Raw genomic sequence first — 14,870 nt, 5'->3', positions numbered from 1 at the left:
CTGCCCGATCACGAGCGGAGCCACAGGCGGACGGAAGCCACGGTGACAGTGCCGTGGAAGACGTAGGCGCGCTTGTCGTAGCGCGTAGCCACGGCGCGGGATTGCTTGAGCCGGTTGATCGTGCGCTCGACCTCGTTGCGGCGCTTGTATCTCTCCTTGTCGAAGCCTGCTGGCCGGCCTCCTCTGCTTCCTCGGCGCCTTCGGTTGGCCCGCTGGTCCTTCGGTTCCGGGATGGTGTGTTTGATCTGGCGTCTGCGCAGGTAGCGGCGATTGCGGCGGGAGCTGTATGCCTTATCGCCGCCCAAGTGGTCGGGACGGGTCCGCGGATGCCCACCGTCGAGGCGCTTGACCCGGATGCGTTCGAGGACTGGGATCAGCTGCGGGCTGTCGCCCCACTGACCAGGAGTGATCAGCAGCGGAGGTCACCTTCTCCGGCAAGGTGGATCTTGGAGGTCAGACCGCCTCGCGAACGGCCGAGCCCTTCGTCGGGGCGGTGCTGCCGAGGTGTTGATCTCCGCTTCGGAACTTGCGGCGTCCTGCGCGAAGTCCCGGCAGCGTGCTGATGGGCTCGGCACGAGGTGGAGTCCACGCTCACCATGCTCCAGTCGATCCGGCCCCGGGCATCGGCATCGGCCTGGACGGCTTGCAAGATCCGATCCCAGGTGCCGTCCGCCGACCAGCGGCGATGACGCTCATAGACCGTCTTCCAGTTCCCGAACCAGTTCGGCAGATCCCGCCACGGGAGTCCCATGCGGGCCCGGAACAGGATCCTGTTGATCACTGTTCGGTGGTCGTTCCAACGCCCGCCCCGGCCGCCCGTCTTCGGCAGAAGGGGCGCAAGTCGCGCCCACTCGTCATTCGTCAGATCACCCCGTCCCACGACCCGAAGAATGGTCCCGACGCGAGGCGACCGTCACATGATCCGCCGGACACGACCTAACGCCGGGTGCCTCCTGACAGCAGCGGTCGTACAAAGTGGGCCCCTCCGGAGCCGAAGCTGGCGGTCATCGCCTACGCCGCAGTGGCCGCCGCGCCGCACCTGTCGCCTGACAGGCCCCAAGAGGTACAGCTCCGTCTGCGGCCTGACGCGGGCTCAGTCCTGCATGAGGGGCTGAGCACCCGAGAAGGCGCCGTTCGTGAAAGGGAAGAGCATCGCCGAGGAAGGAGGTTGCCTTCCCGCGTTGCCTTCCCCCGTTGCCTTCCCCCGTTGCTATCTCGCGTTGCCTTCCCGCCTTGCTTTCCCGGGTTGCCCAATAGCAGCCCCTGCATCAGGGCGACGGGAGCTGTCTCCCCTGGTGGGGGAGGGGTGGGGTACTGTCCGCCGACGCCGACACCTCTCTCCTGTCTTCCAGGAGAGAGTCTTGTCCTTCTCCCCGCGTCGCCGCTCGACCTGGAAGCCGACACCGGCCCCAATAGCTGACGGCGGAGCGACGTGAACAGTCTGTGGCCCACCACGAAGAGCGTGGAGGGTCACAGACGTGGACTGCAGGATCAGAGCTGAAACTCGGTGCTGCGCACCCCGAAGAACGACGGCTTGGCGGGCCGCGCGTCGGACTGCTCGAGCGTATCGGCGAGTTTGGCGAACCCTTCGCTGCGGCGGACCACCGCGAGGAATTTCCCCAGGGCATCCTTGTCGTCCCACAGTTCTTGGGCAGTGCTGATGATCAGTGACTTGAGGTGCTCCGACTCGCCCACGGCCTCGTCTGTCGCCACGGCGTTCCCCCTCCTGGTAAGCGGACAGGCCAGCCAACCAACCGGTACTCCGCACCCGCAAGACCGCCTCAGTGCTGCGCAGCCCGCGCACCGGTACATGTCGGCCAAATGGATCGGCCTGGGATGAAATCCATGCCAGCCCATGTTAAGCAGGCCTCCGGGCAGGTAACGGCAGAGGAACTGCGCACTGCCCTGACCCCGGACCTCGCTAGGTCCAGGGGTCGGCCCGGGGGGAGTGGTTACTGAGTTTGTGGGCGTGTTGTCGTGAGGGTGAGGCCAGTTGCGGCGAGGCATGCGTCGATGAGTTCGGGGCGGTACTGAATCTCGCGGAGTGTGCGGCGGAGTGAGCGGATCAGGTGGTCCGGGTCGGAGAACGCGGTGTTGCACTGCGCCGAGCGCCGGAGTAGTGACCAGACACCTTCCACGGGGTTCAGGTCGGGTGCGTACGAAGGGAGTTGGAAGGATGTGATCCAGTCGTGGGCGTCGATGAAGGCCCGCAAGCGGCCGTCCAGATGCACATTCAAATTGTCCCAGACCAGTATCAACGGGGCGCCGAGCTGTTGATGGGCGGTGGCCAGCAGGTCGCGGTAGTCGTTCCAGGTGAAGCTGCGCCGGCCGCCTCGCTTGTGATCGAGATGCTGTTTGGGCCGGAAGATCAGACGTGTCCGTTCACCGGGCTTGTAGCAGGCCAGGGCGGCGATGGAGAAGCGGCGTTGGGAACGGCCTCGCACCCGGACCACGGGCGTGTGCCCGCGCCTGGACCAGGTGCGGGAAGTGGGCGGCGTCATCGAGAACCCGGCCTCGTCTTCGAAGACGATGAAGGCGTCGAGCGCCGCCGCGGTGTTTCCACCTGCGGCCATGTGTCCTTCACCCAGCCGGTCACCTTGTCCTCGTCGCGCTCCAGGGCCCGCTTGGCCGGGACCTGGTGGCTCCAGCCGTGGCGCCGCAGCATCTGCGCGATGGTCGACAGGGTGATGGTCTTATGGAACCGGCGCCCGATCAGCACCTTGATCCGCTCCAGGGTCCATGTCTGGTCCTGCCAGCCGTGCGCAACAGGCCCCTTGGCGAGTTCCTCCTCCAACACCGCGAACAGCTTCTCGCTCAGCTTGGGCCGGGCCGCCGAGCCCCTGGAACACAGGAAGCCATCCCCGCCGGCCTGCCAGGCACGGCGCCAGCGCTGCACCGAACGAACGCTGACTCGCAGCTGTTTCGCCACCACCGTGTTGCCGTCGCCTGCGGAGAACATCTCGGCCGCTTGCAGGCGCACTCCCTCGCGAAAGGCCCGCCGCTCGGCCGTCAGGCCACCACCTTGCGGATACCTCATGGTTCCGGCCTACCGCGACTGACTCCCTCTGTCAGCCCTCCCGACATCACGCCCACAAACGCAGTAGCAGGTTGCCTGCTCCGCCCTTGGGACGGTGCCCGTAGTCCATGAACCGCACCAGGTCTGTCAGGTGTGGGTAGAGCAGCTTCAGCGCTGGCTCCAGTATGGCGACGTCGGTGCTGCCCTCGGTGAGTACAACCAAAGGTGCGTGCTCCGCAGCCGTGCTGTGAAGGGTCCCCAGCGCCGTCGAGCACAGATGAAAAAGCTCTGGGTCGGGGTCGCCCTCGGATTCGTGGACATACATCACCACGTCGGCATCCGGCAGGGCCAGCAAGGTCGCGCGTAGGGCTAGCGGCGGATAAGCGTCGCGCAGTTGCTCGATGAGCCATGCCGGCCCGCCAAGCCCGGACGGATGCGGCTGTGAATCAGTCTGTACCTTTCCAAGGTCCCGCACCCAGTCAGCAGCTGAGTACCCCTCAAGGAAGGCGCGCTCCAACTGTGCGTGAGCGGTGCGCTCCACTTTCCTGGAGAGTGGAAACACTGGCGAGCGCTGCTGGTCCAGCAGCTCGTTGACATGGTCCAACGCCGCCTCGTGGCTGATGCCGAGCAGACCCAGCCTCTCAGCGATACTGCGCCCGGGCCCTTCCAACCTGTATATGAGGTGCTCGGACGCACCGGTGCCCGGGCCGTGCGCATCATGCACGCTTATCTCTTCGCAAAAGAGCATCTCGTCTCGGAACGCCGCCACCAGCGAGTCGTCGAGGCCGCCCTGGAGGCGGGAGATCTGGTGATCGCCGACCCACAAGCCCTCATGTGCATCCATGCCGATAAGCCAATCTTTTGGTGCTGATAGGTATATATCCTGCAGGAATGCCCCTCGGAGGCAGCTGCCGGCGCCGAAGGGTTGAAGTGAGGGCCGGGCCGGTCTGCGCAATGCCACAGGGCAACAGACGCCGAGAGAAAGGACTACCAACGGAGGGCGCCTTCGACCGAACTCTGTCAGATGAAAGGGTGTCAACAGTGCAATTTCCATGACAAGATCTGCTCACTCGCGGACAGCCTAAGGGGGTGGGCAACGCGTGGCTGAACGGGAAGTGGACTTCAGGGCATCGGCCTCTGCTCTGGGCTACGTCTACCAGTTACGAGAAGCGCTCTACTTATGCGTGAGCCGCCTCGGGCTGATGGACTGGTCGCTGGCTATCGAGGCAGGCGACGACATCGAGTTGGTCCACGAGGACGGGCGCACGTACTACCAGCTCAAACACCGCGCCCAGGGCACGCGTCTGACTGACGCGAGCGTGGATCTGTGGAAGACCTTGCGCATCTGGTGTCTCGCCGTTGCACAGGACCAGATCGCTCTGGATGAAACCGATTTGATCCTGATCACCACGGCCAGCGTGCCCACTGGATCTGTCGGCAGCGTGCTGCAGCCGCCCGAAGTGGCCCCACGCGACGAAACCGGCGCGCTGCGGGCCCTCAAGGCCGTCCGCGCGACCTCCACGAACACGGACTTGGCGAAGGCCTTCGCCGCCTTCGACCTGCTCTCCGATGCCCAGTTGGAATACATGGTGTCCCGTATCCAGGTGGTGGCTGGCGCGCCTGACGTGAAAGACGTCGAACACAAGCTGCTCCAGAGCGCCGTTACCGCCGTGGGGAGAGAACACGCCACATCGTTCCTGATGCACCTGGAGGGCTGGTTCTACCAGCGCACCATCGTGCACCTGCTCGACGAGAGCGTCGATGCGATCACCGCCCTGGAATTCGATGGCGCCTTCTCTGACCTACGTCACCAGTTCGCCCGCACCACCCTGCCCATTGATGAGGATGTCGCCCTCATGGAGGCGGACCTCGCCAAGTACGCACGAGAACCCTTCGTGCGGCAGCTGGAACTCATCCAGCTGGGGTCGACACGGGTGAACAGAGCCGTACGCGACTACATGCGCGCCTTCGAACAGCGCTCGCGGTGGCTGAGAGACCAGCTCGTGCTCCCGCAGGAGATCAGCCGCTACGAGCGGCGGCTGATCGAGGAATGGGACGACCTGTTCCTCGACATGGCCGACACTCTCGGTCCCGACGCGGCCGAGGCCCAGAAGGTGGAAGCAGCCAAGGGCGTCTACCGGTGGGCGATGGCCGAGGCCAAGCGACGCATTCGTCCCGAGTGCGACGAGCCGTTCGTGACCAAGGGCTCGTTCCACATGCTGGCCGACGAGCTGAGAGTCGGCTGGCACGTGGACTTCACTGCTCGTCTCGTGGCTCTTCTTGAGCCGGCAGGATCGACGACCGAATGACACAGTTCAACGCCTTCAGCCGCGATGAGCGAGCCTTGTACAACCCCGCGTTCACCGGCCTGCTGACCGCCCGCGCTGTGCAGGGTCACCAAGCACAGGCCGGAACGACCTGTCCGGTCGCCGTTGCGACCCTGTCCGCCGTGATGGCGCTGCAGCCAGCGATACGTACGGTGCTGCCGAGCTCCGTCAGAAGCGGCCTCAACCGCTGGGTCCAAGGGAACACCCCGGTCCGGGCCTCCATGGCTTTGAATGCCACGGCGCTGGCAGACACCGTCCGACCGGGACTGCTGATGGCGTTGCAGTCACAACTACTCGCCTGCGATAGCCAGGGCCGACTCTTCGTCCCCAGCGGAGCCCTGAGACAGACGATCACCGGTGAGAGCGAGGACGTCATCGAGATCCAGAAGGCCGCGCGTCTGCTGGGACGCTGGCTACCCAGCACCGGAAGCATCAGCACCGTCATGACCTTGCTAGGAGTACGGCCTTGACGTTCCAGATCAGCGCAATCTCCCTCTACAACAAGAAGGGAGAGATACGGACCGTCCCCTTCCAGACGGGTGCACTCAACATCATCACAGGGGACCCCCGACGAGGAAAGAGCGCCATCCTCACCATCGTCGACTACTGCCTGGGCAGCGACGGCTTCGTCATCCGCGGTGCTGCGCTGCGCGACTTCGTGCACGTCTTCGCCCTCACTCTCGTCAAGGGTGAGGAGCAGCTGTTCGTCGCGCGGCCTGCCCCAGTGCGCAAGGCCGCGAGCGCCACCACCCTGTGCGTCGAGTTCCAGGCCCAGGGCGCCCCGCCACCCGCCCTGTCAGAGCTGGACTTCTCCATGCCGCTCGACATTGCAAAGAGAGTCCTGTCGAAGTTCGCCGGCATCGACCCTGCGGTGCGCCTGCCCGTGGCTCGCAGCGTGCGCCAGATACCTCCGTCAGTCCGGCATGGCATGTTCTTCTGCCTGCAGGAACAGAACGAGGTCGCCAACCAGGACCTGCTCTTTCACGCACAGAACCAGGACTTTCACCCGGCAGCTCTGCGAGCGATGCTCCCGTACTTTCTCGGCGCCGTCGATCCTGAGCGAGCCCGACGCGAGCACCAGCTCAAGCTCTTGCGACGTGAGCTCACCCGGGAGCAGGAGCGTCACGACGAGGCCCGCCCCTTCCAGCCCGCTTCGGGGACAGCCGCTGCCCTGTTCACCGAGGCAATAGAGGCCAACCTGCTCGATCCCGCCCCTGCCAGCAGTGTCTTGGCACAGGACGAGATCGTGCAGAGACTGCGCCGGGTCACCGAGCCGCGGCCCGTGACAGACCTCCAGCCGGCACGCAGCGATGACCCGCTCTCAGCGCTCAACGAAGAACGCCGGGAACTGCGCGACACCTACGCCCAGACCCGTATGAGAATCTCCAACCTCAAGTCCATCGCACGCGAGAAGGACGCCTTCCTCGGCCAGGCCCACGAGCAGCACGCCCGCCTGGCCACCCTCGGCCTCCTGCCGCGGGCCTCCTCGGCCGATCCGGATCAGTTCACACAGTGCCCTATATGCGGGAGCCACGTCGACGACGCGACCGACACAGCCCGGCTCATGCAACGCGACCTCGGGCGGCTGAACGCGGAGATGACCACCATGGGAGAGGCCACCCCGGACATCAACGCACGCATCGCCCAAGAGGAAGAGTCGCTGACCGACCTGCGCAGCGCTCTGGCCCGCAACCAAGAACAAACGGAGGTCTTCAGCGCAGGCCAGCGTTCGACCGCGCAGGACGACGCACAGCGCCAGGCGGCGGTCGTGCACGGCCGCATCAGCCTCTTCCTCGACACCATGGCGCGTCACACTCAGGCAGCACCCGACCCGGACCGTCGCGACGAACTCACTACGGAAATCGCAGAGCTCGAAGAGGAACTGGCCGGCACGGTCCAGCAGGACGTGATCAGCAGTTACCTGTCCTTGGTCAACCGGAAGATCCAGGCCAAGGCGATCGCGCTGCAGCTGGAGCATCGGTACGAGCCCCTCCGGCTCGATCCCCAGGCACTGACTCTGATCGCCGACTCACCTCGCGGACCTACCAAGATGGCTCAGATGGGAAGCGGCCAGAACTACCTGGGCTACCACATCGCGACCATGCTCAGCCTCCACGAGTGGTTCTCCGAGATGGACAGCCCCGTCCCGCGCTTCCTCATCCTCGATCAGCCATCCCAAGCAGGGTTCCCCGACGACACGCGCGACGGCGGTTTCGGAGCCGCACACGCCACACTTCTCAACGTCTACAAGACGGTCCAGAGCACCATCGACACTCTCGGCGGTGACTTCCAGGTCATCGTCGTTGAACATGCGGACCTGGACGCCGAACCCTTCCGCAGCGCGGTGAGGGAGCGCTGGCGCCTTGCTAACGGGAAAGCCCTGGTTCCCGAGCACTGGATGACAGGCAACGTGGCTGACTAGCGCAACAGTAAAGTCTGCGCTCGGTCTCGGACGCGGGGTCGTTGACGACGCGTTCAGACGTCCACATGGATCTGTACGTTTCCCAAACAATTGCATTGTGGGTCCTGGATACTTCCCACGGGAAACGTCTCTTCCTTGGCTCCCCGGCGGGTAGCCGTGAGGCCTCCGGGCGCGCACGAACCTGTGCAGACGCAGCACTCACGGAGAGTCGAGGAAGAGCAGCATGCCCCGGCGCATGTGGCTTGTCACGGAGCGGGAGCGGTGGCGCATCATTGGCCGCCGCACCTGGAGGCGGGCGTCGCAGATCAGGGCCAGTGAGCACTACGGCCGCGTGAAGCGATGGCTTGGGGATCTTTCCGCAGCGGTGTTAGCAGACACCATTGCGGCTTTGATCCTCTACCTCTGCTTCCGCGGCCGGTAGTTCCTGCTCACGGGCGTGGGCCGCCTCAAGCTTCCCGGCGCGGGGTCGGCCCTCGTTCGTGTGTACTTGGATCATGCCCAAGCGCGGTTGACATTCGGTCCGAATGTCAACCGGGACTAGTGGACCACTTAATTGACATCTATGTGGCCCACTTAGTGAAACAGCCTGCGCAGTAACCCGTCTATGGTCTGGTTCCAGAAGCAGACTGCGATGACCCGGCGATGCCACGCTCGCCCCGAGCTCTCCGATCGACGCTCTTGCGGTAGTTCGGCTGCCCGCCCTGTTCGAAGCGGTAGACGCTCAAGATGCTCTGGCGATGTCTGAGCGGTGCGGTGCGGACAGCTGCGTCAGGCTGACTGGCCGTTCTCGAGGTAGAGGGTGGTGCCTTGCCGGCATGCTTGGGCAGAGGCGCGGACGCGGCGGGCGAGGACGGGCAGCAACCGCTCGTCGAGTTCGTCGGCGGCGACGTATTTGTAGGCGCGGAGTTCGTCGGCCTGGAGTTGGATGGCGGTGTGCTGTTCGGTGGTGAGGTGGCCGCCGTCGAAGATGTAGGCGGTGCTTTCGCTGCGGCCGGGGCGGGGAGGTGCCCAGTCGATGGCGAGGAGGCGGCCGGGCTGTACGTCGAGGCCGAGTTCTTCCTTCACTTCGCGGCGGGCGCCGGCCTTGGGGGACTCGTCGGCTTCGACGGCGCCGCCGGGGATCTCCCAGGGGTCTTTGTAGATGGGGTCGACGAGCAGGACGCGGTCCTGGTCGTCGAAGAAGAGAACCCCGGCGGCGACGCGCTTGCGGGGCAGGGACCGGTCGTATTCGGCTTCCGGAAGGACCATGGAGGCGAATGTAACCCGGTGTTGGCGCCGGTCGCGCCCGATTCGACGAGGGCAGGCCAGGTCTGGGGTGAGGCGTCTGGGTTGTTGGCCGGCGCCCAGTCCGCACGGGCGGGTGGCAAGGGCGCCGGCCCTCGAAGACCCAAGCAACGGGAACCCGCGGCCAGGGCAACCCCAGCATAGCCACCATCAACCCGTTTTGGGGCAGAGGGAGGGTTAGAGTTTTCTTGCCAGGCGTGGGTCGATCACGCCCCAAGGGGTCGGGAGAGCGGAATGATCAGGGCAGGGCGCGCCGAGCGGGTACAGACGCTGGCGGATCTCGCGAGGGTGCTGGGCGTGTCGGAGAAGACGCTGCGCAACACCCGCCCCTACACAGCCGAGGGGTTCCCGGCGCCGGTCAGTTCGCCCGAGGCACAGAAGCTGCTGTGGGACGGCGAGCAGACGGCCGCCCATCTCGCCGGCCAGCCGGTGCCAGCCCTGCCCGCGGACGAGAACGGTGAGGACCTGCTGGACCGGCACGAGGCAGCCGCGGAATGCGGCGTGGGCGTGACGACCTGGAACACCTACAAGCGCGATCCCGCAGTGGCCGACCACCTGCAGTTGATCGGGGGAGTGGAGCACTGGCCGCGGCACGCGGTGCGGTCCTTCCGTGATTCCCGCCCGGGCCGCGGCTCCCAACGCGCCGGCGGCCGCCCGCAGGGCAGCGGCGACCTCGTCCCGCGCGAACAGATCCTCGACCGCGTCACCGAACTCCTTAACCAGGACCCGGCCGTGACTGCCACCACCGTCGTGGACGAGCTCGGCATCGCCATGACCACCGCGACCGCCCACCTCGCCACTCTCAGAGGCCGCCACATCACCGACCTCCTCGAGACAGAGCCCGACCTCACCCCCCTGCAGGCCGCGCAACGCCTCGGCTACCCGAAGATCACCCACCGCCGCGCGCTGGCCGCAGCGGACACCGAACAGCGCGTACGCGCGGTACGTCCCTACGTCCAGTCCGTCATCGACGCCCTGGCCGCAGCCAGCTACGTCGAGCCCGCCCAAGCGGACGTGACACAACTGCACAGCGGCGCCCTGGCCGCGGCTGTGCAGCTCCTCGATGGCGCACCGGTACCCGCGCTGGTGTGGGACGAACGCTTCGGTTGGTACACCGCCACCAACCGCCGGCACCCCATCGGCAAAGACTCCCCCACACCCCCCCAGATCCCAGGGATCCGATACCTGGGACAGACCGAACGTCCGCCTGCAGCCACAGTGGTTGACGCGCTGCAGAGGTGACGTCGATCCATGGGCAGGCGCCGAGCACGAAGCCAAGTACTGGGATCAGATGGCGGCCGATGCCGCCGATGTCGCTGCCCCGGAACAGGCCGCCGAGGAGACCGCTCCCGCATCGTGATCCCGGATCGGGGCTGAGGCGGCTGCCGCCTGGCGCGTGCCGGCAGCCCTCCTCGTGCCCGAGGTCACAGCCCAACAGGGCCCGCCGCAAGATGAGTTCGGCGAAACTATGTGGATGCTCGCACTCCTGTGGGCCGTGCTGGGAGCGGTCTTTGATGCGGTGATGTTCCTGGTCGCCGTGAGCCTCGCGATCACGGTGCCGGGCGCGATCGTATGGTCGATATCGGAGAGCGCCGACCCACGCGATGCGCTGCGGGTCCGGCGGTTCCTCAACAGGGCACTTGACCTGGCCGAGTTTGCCGGTCTGGTACTGCTCACATGGGTGTACGAACGGACTCTGGGCCGTCCGGTAGGTGCCTATCTCCGGCGAAGCAGGCGTAAGACTGCGCAGCATCTGGCCTGGGCGAAACGGCCCTTCGGCCCAGATGCCGACCGGCTGTTCCCCGTCGGGCGGCACGTCCGCGCCGCGCTGCGTGCTTGGCACCAGGCCGCGCCGCTCGCCGCGGCCGCGTACCTCGCGAAGGTCTTCCTCCTGCTGCAGATCCTGCTCAACCTCGGCCGCCTCGTCGATGCCGCCACCAGATGGGCCTCCCACGTATGGGCGGCGAGCGCGAAGGCTCTCGTTCCGTGGTGGGCGCCGGGAGGCGGCCTATGGGGACCGACACGGCAGGTCGCCGTCGGGACGGCCCAGCCACCCGTCGACGTGGAGATCGTGGCGACCCTCCGGGTGTCCGGTGAGGCGATCTGGAGCAAGGCAACCCAGTACCTTCCAGCACTCGCTGCCCCGGAAGAGAGGTCAAACGAGGCGACGATCGCGGTGTCCGGGCTTGTCCTGTTGCTGGCGTTGATTCTTGCTTTTCGGGCCGTGCGCAAAATACTCGGCCGCAGGCCAGGGCCGGTCACTCAAGGAGGCGGCCACAAGCGGAGCCCAGGCTTCATCGACCGCTTCCCTCGCGGGTGGTGGCTGCGCTCGCTGCTGAGCCTGCGCCCGGGGGCGGCCAGTCGCGTCCGACCTGTCGCCGTACTGGTCGACTGCGTCGCCCGCGTAGGCGCAGCGCGGCGCTACTACCAGACCGACTCCCCGCCTCGCCGCGTTCTCGACACGCCTCGCGTTGACCTGTCCGAGGTAGAAAGCGTGGTGTGGTCCGCATGGAAGATCCGCCACCGCCCCATGCGCGGCACTCAACGCCGCGAGTACCGAAAGCACGCCGCCCACGTCGTGGGAGCGATCAGGCAACTCGAGACTCGGCAGGACCTCAAAGGTGACACAGGCCAGGTCTTCGAGGACATGACGCGCCTACTGGTGAAGATCGCGGATCGGTACGCGGAGGGCAGCACACTTTCCCTGCTCGATCCCGAAGATCTGGACGGTATAGACCCCGTGGTCAACCGGGAGTGGGTGCGCCTGATCGTCCTCGGGGTGGTGATGGCCGGCGCCGCCATTGCCGCGGGACTGTCTGATCTGTCGGCCGCCGGGTCCACCCAGATCGTCGCCGTGGTCGGCGCCGTCGCATGGGCGCTTCTGTACCGTGACCGGCTCATGCCCGGGGACGTGCTCGACGTGCTGCGCGGCCAGAGTCGCAAGTAACCACATCACCCCGTAGCGGCTGAGCGCAGCAGAGGTCGGGGAGCAGCACCCGAGCGGGCAGGGGACATCCGAGTCGAGCCTGCGGCCCGACACGCCTGCCCCCTGCCAGGTACGGGAAGTAGGGGGGCGTAGCACGGTATTTCAGCGCGCGGTCTGCTCCGCAGACACGACGCGCCGCCGCTACGCGGCGGGTGTCGGCGCGGGCGCCGACGGGATGCCCAGCCACTTCGTGGCTGTTCTGACGGCACCGCTCCGCGCTGCCGGATTTGAGTGCTCTGCCGCTCCGCGCCAGAGGGGCGCTGCGCGCCGTGTGACCTGGGAAAAGAAGTGCCGTTGGATGTGCCGAAATCCCCACGACGGGACAGAGTGAAGGTTATAGTTGTCTTGTTGGTCGGCGGTGGCAGTCGGCCAGCACTCGAAGACCCGAACGGCAACGAAAGGCACCTCCATGACTTCCCGTCAGCCCGCCCGGATCGACACCCGCGACTGGACCAAGCTCGAAGCCGCCGGACTCCTCACGATCGGCGCCAACTGCCAGATCGACCCCGACGTCCGCTTCGCGCCGCAGGACGAGACCGGCCAGATCCGCCCCATCCTCATCGGCGACCACACGCACATCGGCGCCGGAACCCTCATCCACGGCGGCACCCGCATCGCCGCCAGCGTCCGCATCGAGGACCACGCCACCCTCGGCAAGCCCGAACAGGGCTACGCCGTCGGCCACACCTACACCGGCACCGGCGCCATCACCACCATCGCCGCAGGCACCACCATCCGCTCCGGCGCCATCCTCTACGCCGGAACCACCATCGGCACCGACACCGCCATCGGACACCGCACCCTCATCCGCAGCCACACCACCCTCGGCGCCCACTGCAACATCGGACACGGACTCGTCATCGAACGCGCCTGCACCTTCGGCAACTGGGTCCGCTGCTCCCCGCTCTCCCACATCACCTCTGCCGTCATCGCCGAGGACCGCGTCTTCCTCGGCGCGGGCATCCGCACCATCAACGACAAGCACCTCATCTGGAACGACACCACCGGCCAGGAACCCGACCTCGTTCCCCCGCACTTCAAGACCGGCGCCAAGGTCGGCACCGGCTCCACCATCCTCGGCGGCGTCACCATCGGCGCCCACGCCCTCATCGGCGCAGGCTCCGTCGTCACCCGCACCATCCCCGCCCACGCCACCGCCTACGGCAACCCCGCCCGCGTCCGGCCCACCACCGAGACGGGAGCCCAGCTGTGACCACCCCCGCCCCCGCGCTCACCCACTGGATCGAGCCCCTGCACCACGCAGCCTGGCCCTTCCTCACCCACCGCCACCTCACCGAACTCCGCCGCCTGGAAACGGCACTCACCACCACCCTCGCCACCACCACGGCCACAACCCCCGCCGAACGCCTCCTCGCCGTCCGCACGGCCCTTGCCCCCTACACGCCCAGCCCCCACGGCGACCCGGCCAATGCCGCCACCACAGCAGCCCTCGCCGGATTCATCTGCGGATGGCACGACCTCGACCTCCGCGACACCATCGGCCCCGGCCACGGCCGCATGATCCTCCGCCACGCAACCCCTGCCCTCCGTACCATCTGGGCAGCCCGGATCAACTCCGGTGCCCTGGTAGGCATCGCCGCGACCGAGCGGCACGGCGGCAGCCGACTGACCGAGATCACCACCCGCCTCACCCCGCATGCCGACGGCTGGCGCCTCACCGGCGAAAAGTGCTGGGTCTCCCGCCTGAAGGAATCCGCAGCCTTCGTCGTATTCGCCAAAGACCCCAACGGCCGCATTCAAGCCGCCGTCGTCCCCGCCGAATCCGACGGCGTCACCCGATTCCCCGAAACCCCCTCCGGACTCGCCGGATGGGCCTGGGGAACCCTCCAACTCCAAGACGTCAAAGTCCCCGAAGAGAACATCCTCACCACCCCTGACGGGGACGGCGAACGCATCTTCCGCGACCACTTCACCGCCTTCCGCCCCCTCGTCTCCGCCATCGCCCTCGGCACTGCCGCAGGCATCCACCACCATGTCCTGACCACCCTCCAAGCCCGCACCCAAACACGCCTCCTGCCCCGCCTCCGAGACACCACCCTCACCACCCTCGGACACACCCACACCAGCCTCCACGCGGCCCTCCTGGCCACCATCACCGCAACCCGGCTCACCGCCCAGCACAGCACCCACGCCGACCTCTGGGCACGCGCCATCAAGGTCCACGGCGTCGAGACCGCCCACCGCTCCGTCCAGGAACTCACCCCGCTCATCGGAGCCAGCGGCTTCCGCGCAGACTCCCCAACCGGCAAGGCACGCGCCGACCTTGGAGGGCTCCTCTACGCCGACGGCATCCACGACGCTCTCCTCCGGTCCGTAGGCCGCACCCTGACCGACCCCAACTGACCCGAATGGCGGCGCGGATAAACCGCGCCGCCATGCACCATCGGACACCAGACACCAATCCATAAACGATCCGCCCCAGGAAATGACACACAACTCGGCGCCCCATAGGGCACCTCAAGAAGCGGTGGCCGGATTCCCTTCCAGCCACTGCTTCGCCCGTTCTTCGACTTCTAACGGTGGTGCCTAATTAGCCCATACTCAAGCCGGGAAGCATCTTTGACACACTTGCCACTGACGACCCGTCAGAAAGACAAGGGCCACCCGGCGCCTCTAGTTAGCGATGAGGCCAGCGCGAAGCGCAGGCCGCACAGCTCGGATCGCGGAGCGATCCGAGCTGGTCAGTATCGCGGAGCGATACTGACCAGGGCGTCACGGAGTGACGCCAACTCCCCGGCGAAGCCGGGGAGTTCTTCCCACGCGAAGCGTGGGAACCGCCGCGTAGCGGCGGCGCGTCGTGTCTGCGGAGCAGAC

General features: G+C 66.6%; 12 protein-coding genes and 1 pseudogene. 7 read left to right on the top strand and 6 right to left on the bottom strand.

Annotation, left to right across the window (positions count from 1 at the left end):
- Positions 1–8 precede the first annotated feature (8 nt).
- The 5 genes and pseudogenes from ACFVDP_RS41575 to ACFVDP_RS41555 all read right to left on the bottom strand — a co-directional run bounded on the left by ACFVDP_RS41575 (position 9) and on the right by ACFVDP_RS41555 (position 3,860).
- Positions 9–880 (bottom strand): annotated as a pseudogene (locus tag ACFVDP_RS41575) (IS5 family transposase).
- Positions 881–1,491: 611 nt separating this feature from the next.
- Positions 1,492–1,713, bottom strand: a complete 222-nt coding sequence (locus ACFVDP_RS41570; protein WP_383502311.1) for a hypothetical protein — start codon at positions 1,711–1,713, stop codon at positions 1,492–1,494.
- Between the two features lie 239 nt (positions 1,714–1,952).
- A complete protein-coding gene (locus ACFVDP_RS41565; protein WP_383502430.1) occupies positions 1,953–2,501 on the bottom strand; it encodes a transposase in 549 nt (182 codons plus the stop codon).
- Entirely contained in the window at positions 2,498–3,037 is a 540-nt protein-coding gene (locus tag ACFVDP_RS41560) for a winged helix-turn-helix domain-containing protein (RefSeq protein ID WP_383502309.1), read from the bottom strand. Before ACFVDP_RS41560 ends, ACFVDP_RS41565 begins: the two co-directional genes overlap by 4 nt.
- A 46-nt stretch (positions 3,038–3,083) precedes the next feature.
- Positions 3,084–3,860 (bottom strand): hypothetical protein, encoded by a 777-nt coding sequence (locus ACFVDP_RS41555; protein ID WP_383502306.1) that lies wholly within the window; start codon positions 3,858–3,860, stop codon positions 3,084–3,086.
- Positions 3,861–4,116: 256 nt separating this feature from the next.
- Between ACFVDP_RS41555 and ACFVDP_RS41550 the strand changes: the two genes are divergently transcribed.
- Genes ACFVDP_RS41550 through ACFVDP_RS41540 form a run of 3 tightly spaced genes read left to right on the top strand, consistent with a single transcriptional unit; the run spans position 4,117 to position 7,765 of the window.
- Positions 4,117–5,325, top strand: coding sequence for an ABC-three component system protein (locus tag ACFVDP_RS41550; RefSeq protein WP_383502303.1), 1,209 nt, complete (start codon positions 4,117–4,119; stop codon positions 5,323–5,325).
- On the top strand, positions 5,322–5,813 hold the full coding sequence (locus tag ACFVDP_RS41545) for a three component ABC system middle component (protein ID WP_383502300.1): 492 nt from the start codon (positions 5,322–5,324) through the stop codon (positions 5,811–5,813). The genes ACFVDP_RS41550 and ACFVDP_RS41545 overlap by 4 nt, the downstream gene beginning before the upstream one ends.
- Positions 5,810–7,765, top strand: a complete 1,956-nt coding sequence (locus ACFVDP_RS41540; RefSeq protein ID WP_383502297.1) for a DUF3732 domain-containing protein — start codon at positions 5,810–5,812, stop codon at positions 7,763–7,765. The genes ACFVDP_RS41545 and ACFVDP_RS41540 overlap by 4 nt, the downstream gene beginning before the upstream one ends.
- A gap of 768 nt (positions 7,766–8,533) precedes the next feature.
- Here ACFVDP_RS41540 and ACFVDP_RS41535 read toward each other — a convergent pair.
- Positions 8,534–9,013 carry an NUDIX domain-containing protein gene (locus ACFVDP_RS41535; RefSeq protein WP_383502294.1) on the bottom strand — a complete coding sequence of 160 codons (480 nt, stop codon included), beginning with the start codon at positions 9,011–9,013 and terminating at the stop codon, positions 8,534–8,536.
- Between the two features lie 270 nt (positions 9,014–9,283).
- Between ACFVDP_RS41535 and ACFVDP_RS41530 the strand changes: the two genes are divergently transcribed.
- The 4 genes from ACFVDP_RS41530 to ACFVDP_RS41515 all read left to right on the top strand — a co-directional run bounded on the left by ACFVDP_RS41530 (position 9,284) and on the right by ACFVDP_RS41515 (position 14,399).
- Positions 9,284–10,291, top strand: coding sequence for a hypothetical protein (locus ACFVDP_RS41530; RefSeq protein ID WP_383502292.1), 1,008 nt, complete (start codon positions 9,284–9,286; stop codon positions 10,289–10,291).
- Between the two features lie 232 nt (positions 10,292–10,523).
- Positions 10,524–11,996, top strand: coding sequence for a hypothetical protein (locus tag ACFVDP_RS41525; RefSeq protein ID WP_383502289.1), 1,473 nt, complete (start codon positions 10,524–10,526; stop codon positions 11,994–11,996).
- 448 nt (positions 11,997–12,444) lie between these two features.
- Complete coding sequence (locus tag ACFVDP_RS41520) at positions 12,445–13,248, top strand: DapH/DapD/GlmU-related protein (protein WP_383502286.1); 804 nt, start codon at positions 12,445–12,447, stop codon at positions 13,246–13,248.
- Complete coding sequence (locus ACFVDP_RS41515; protein WP_383502284.1) at positions 13,245–14,399, top strand: acyl-CoA dehydrogenase; 1,155 nt, start codon at positions 13,245–13,247, stop codon at positions 14,397–14,399. The genes ACFVDP_RS41520 and ACFVDP_RS41515 overlap by 4 nt, the downstream gene beginning before the upstream one ends.
- Positions 14,400–14,870 lie beyond the last annotated feature (471 nt).

Origin of the sequence: Streptomyces sp. NPDC057694 (genome assembly GCF_042799415.1) — a bacterium.
Classification (GTDB): domain Bacteria; phylum Actinomycetota; class Actinomycetes; order Streptomycetales; family Streptomycetaceae; genus Streptomyces.
This window is presented reverse-complemented; position numbering and strand designations above follow the sequence as displayed.

Bases quoted from the DNA above. Each gene is read 5' to 3' on its own strand.
- ACFVDP_RS41530 (WP_383502292.1), top strand. From the start codon at position 9,284: ATGATCAGGGCAGGGCGCGCCGAGCGGGTACAGACGCTGGCGGATCTC.
- ACFVDP_RS41545 (WP_383502300.1), top strand. From the start codon at position 5,322: ATGACACAGTTCAACGCCTTCAGCCGCGATGAGCGAGCCTTGTACAAC.
- ACFVDP_RS41555 (WP_383502306.1), bottom strand. From the start codon at position 3,860: ATGGATGCACATGAGGGCTTGTGGGTCGGCGATCACCAGATCTCCCGC.
- ACFVDP_RS41525 (WP_383502289.1), top strand. From the start codon at position 10,524: ATGCTCGCACTCCTGTGGGCCGTGCTGGGAGCGGTCTTTGATGCGGTG.
- ACFVDP_RS41565 (WP_383502430.1), bottom strand. From the start codon at position 2,501: ATGACGCCGCCCACTTCCCGCACCTGGTCCAGGCGCGGGCACACGCCC.
- ACFVDP_RS41520 (WP_383502286.1), top strand. From the start codon at position 12,445: ATGACTTCCCGTCAGCCCGCCCGGATCGACACCCGCGACTGGACCAAG.
- ACFVDP_RS41535 (WP_383502294.1), bottom strand. From the start codon at position 9,013: ATGGTCCTTCCGGAAGCCGAATACGACCGGTCCCTGCCCCGCAAGCGC.
- ACFVDP_RS41560 (WP_383502309.1), bottom strand. From the start codon at position 3,037: ATGAGGTATCCGCAAGGTGGTGGCCTGACGGCCGAGCGGCGGGCCTTT.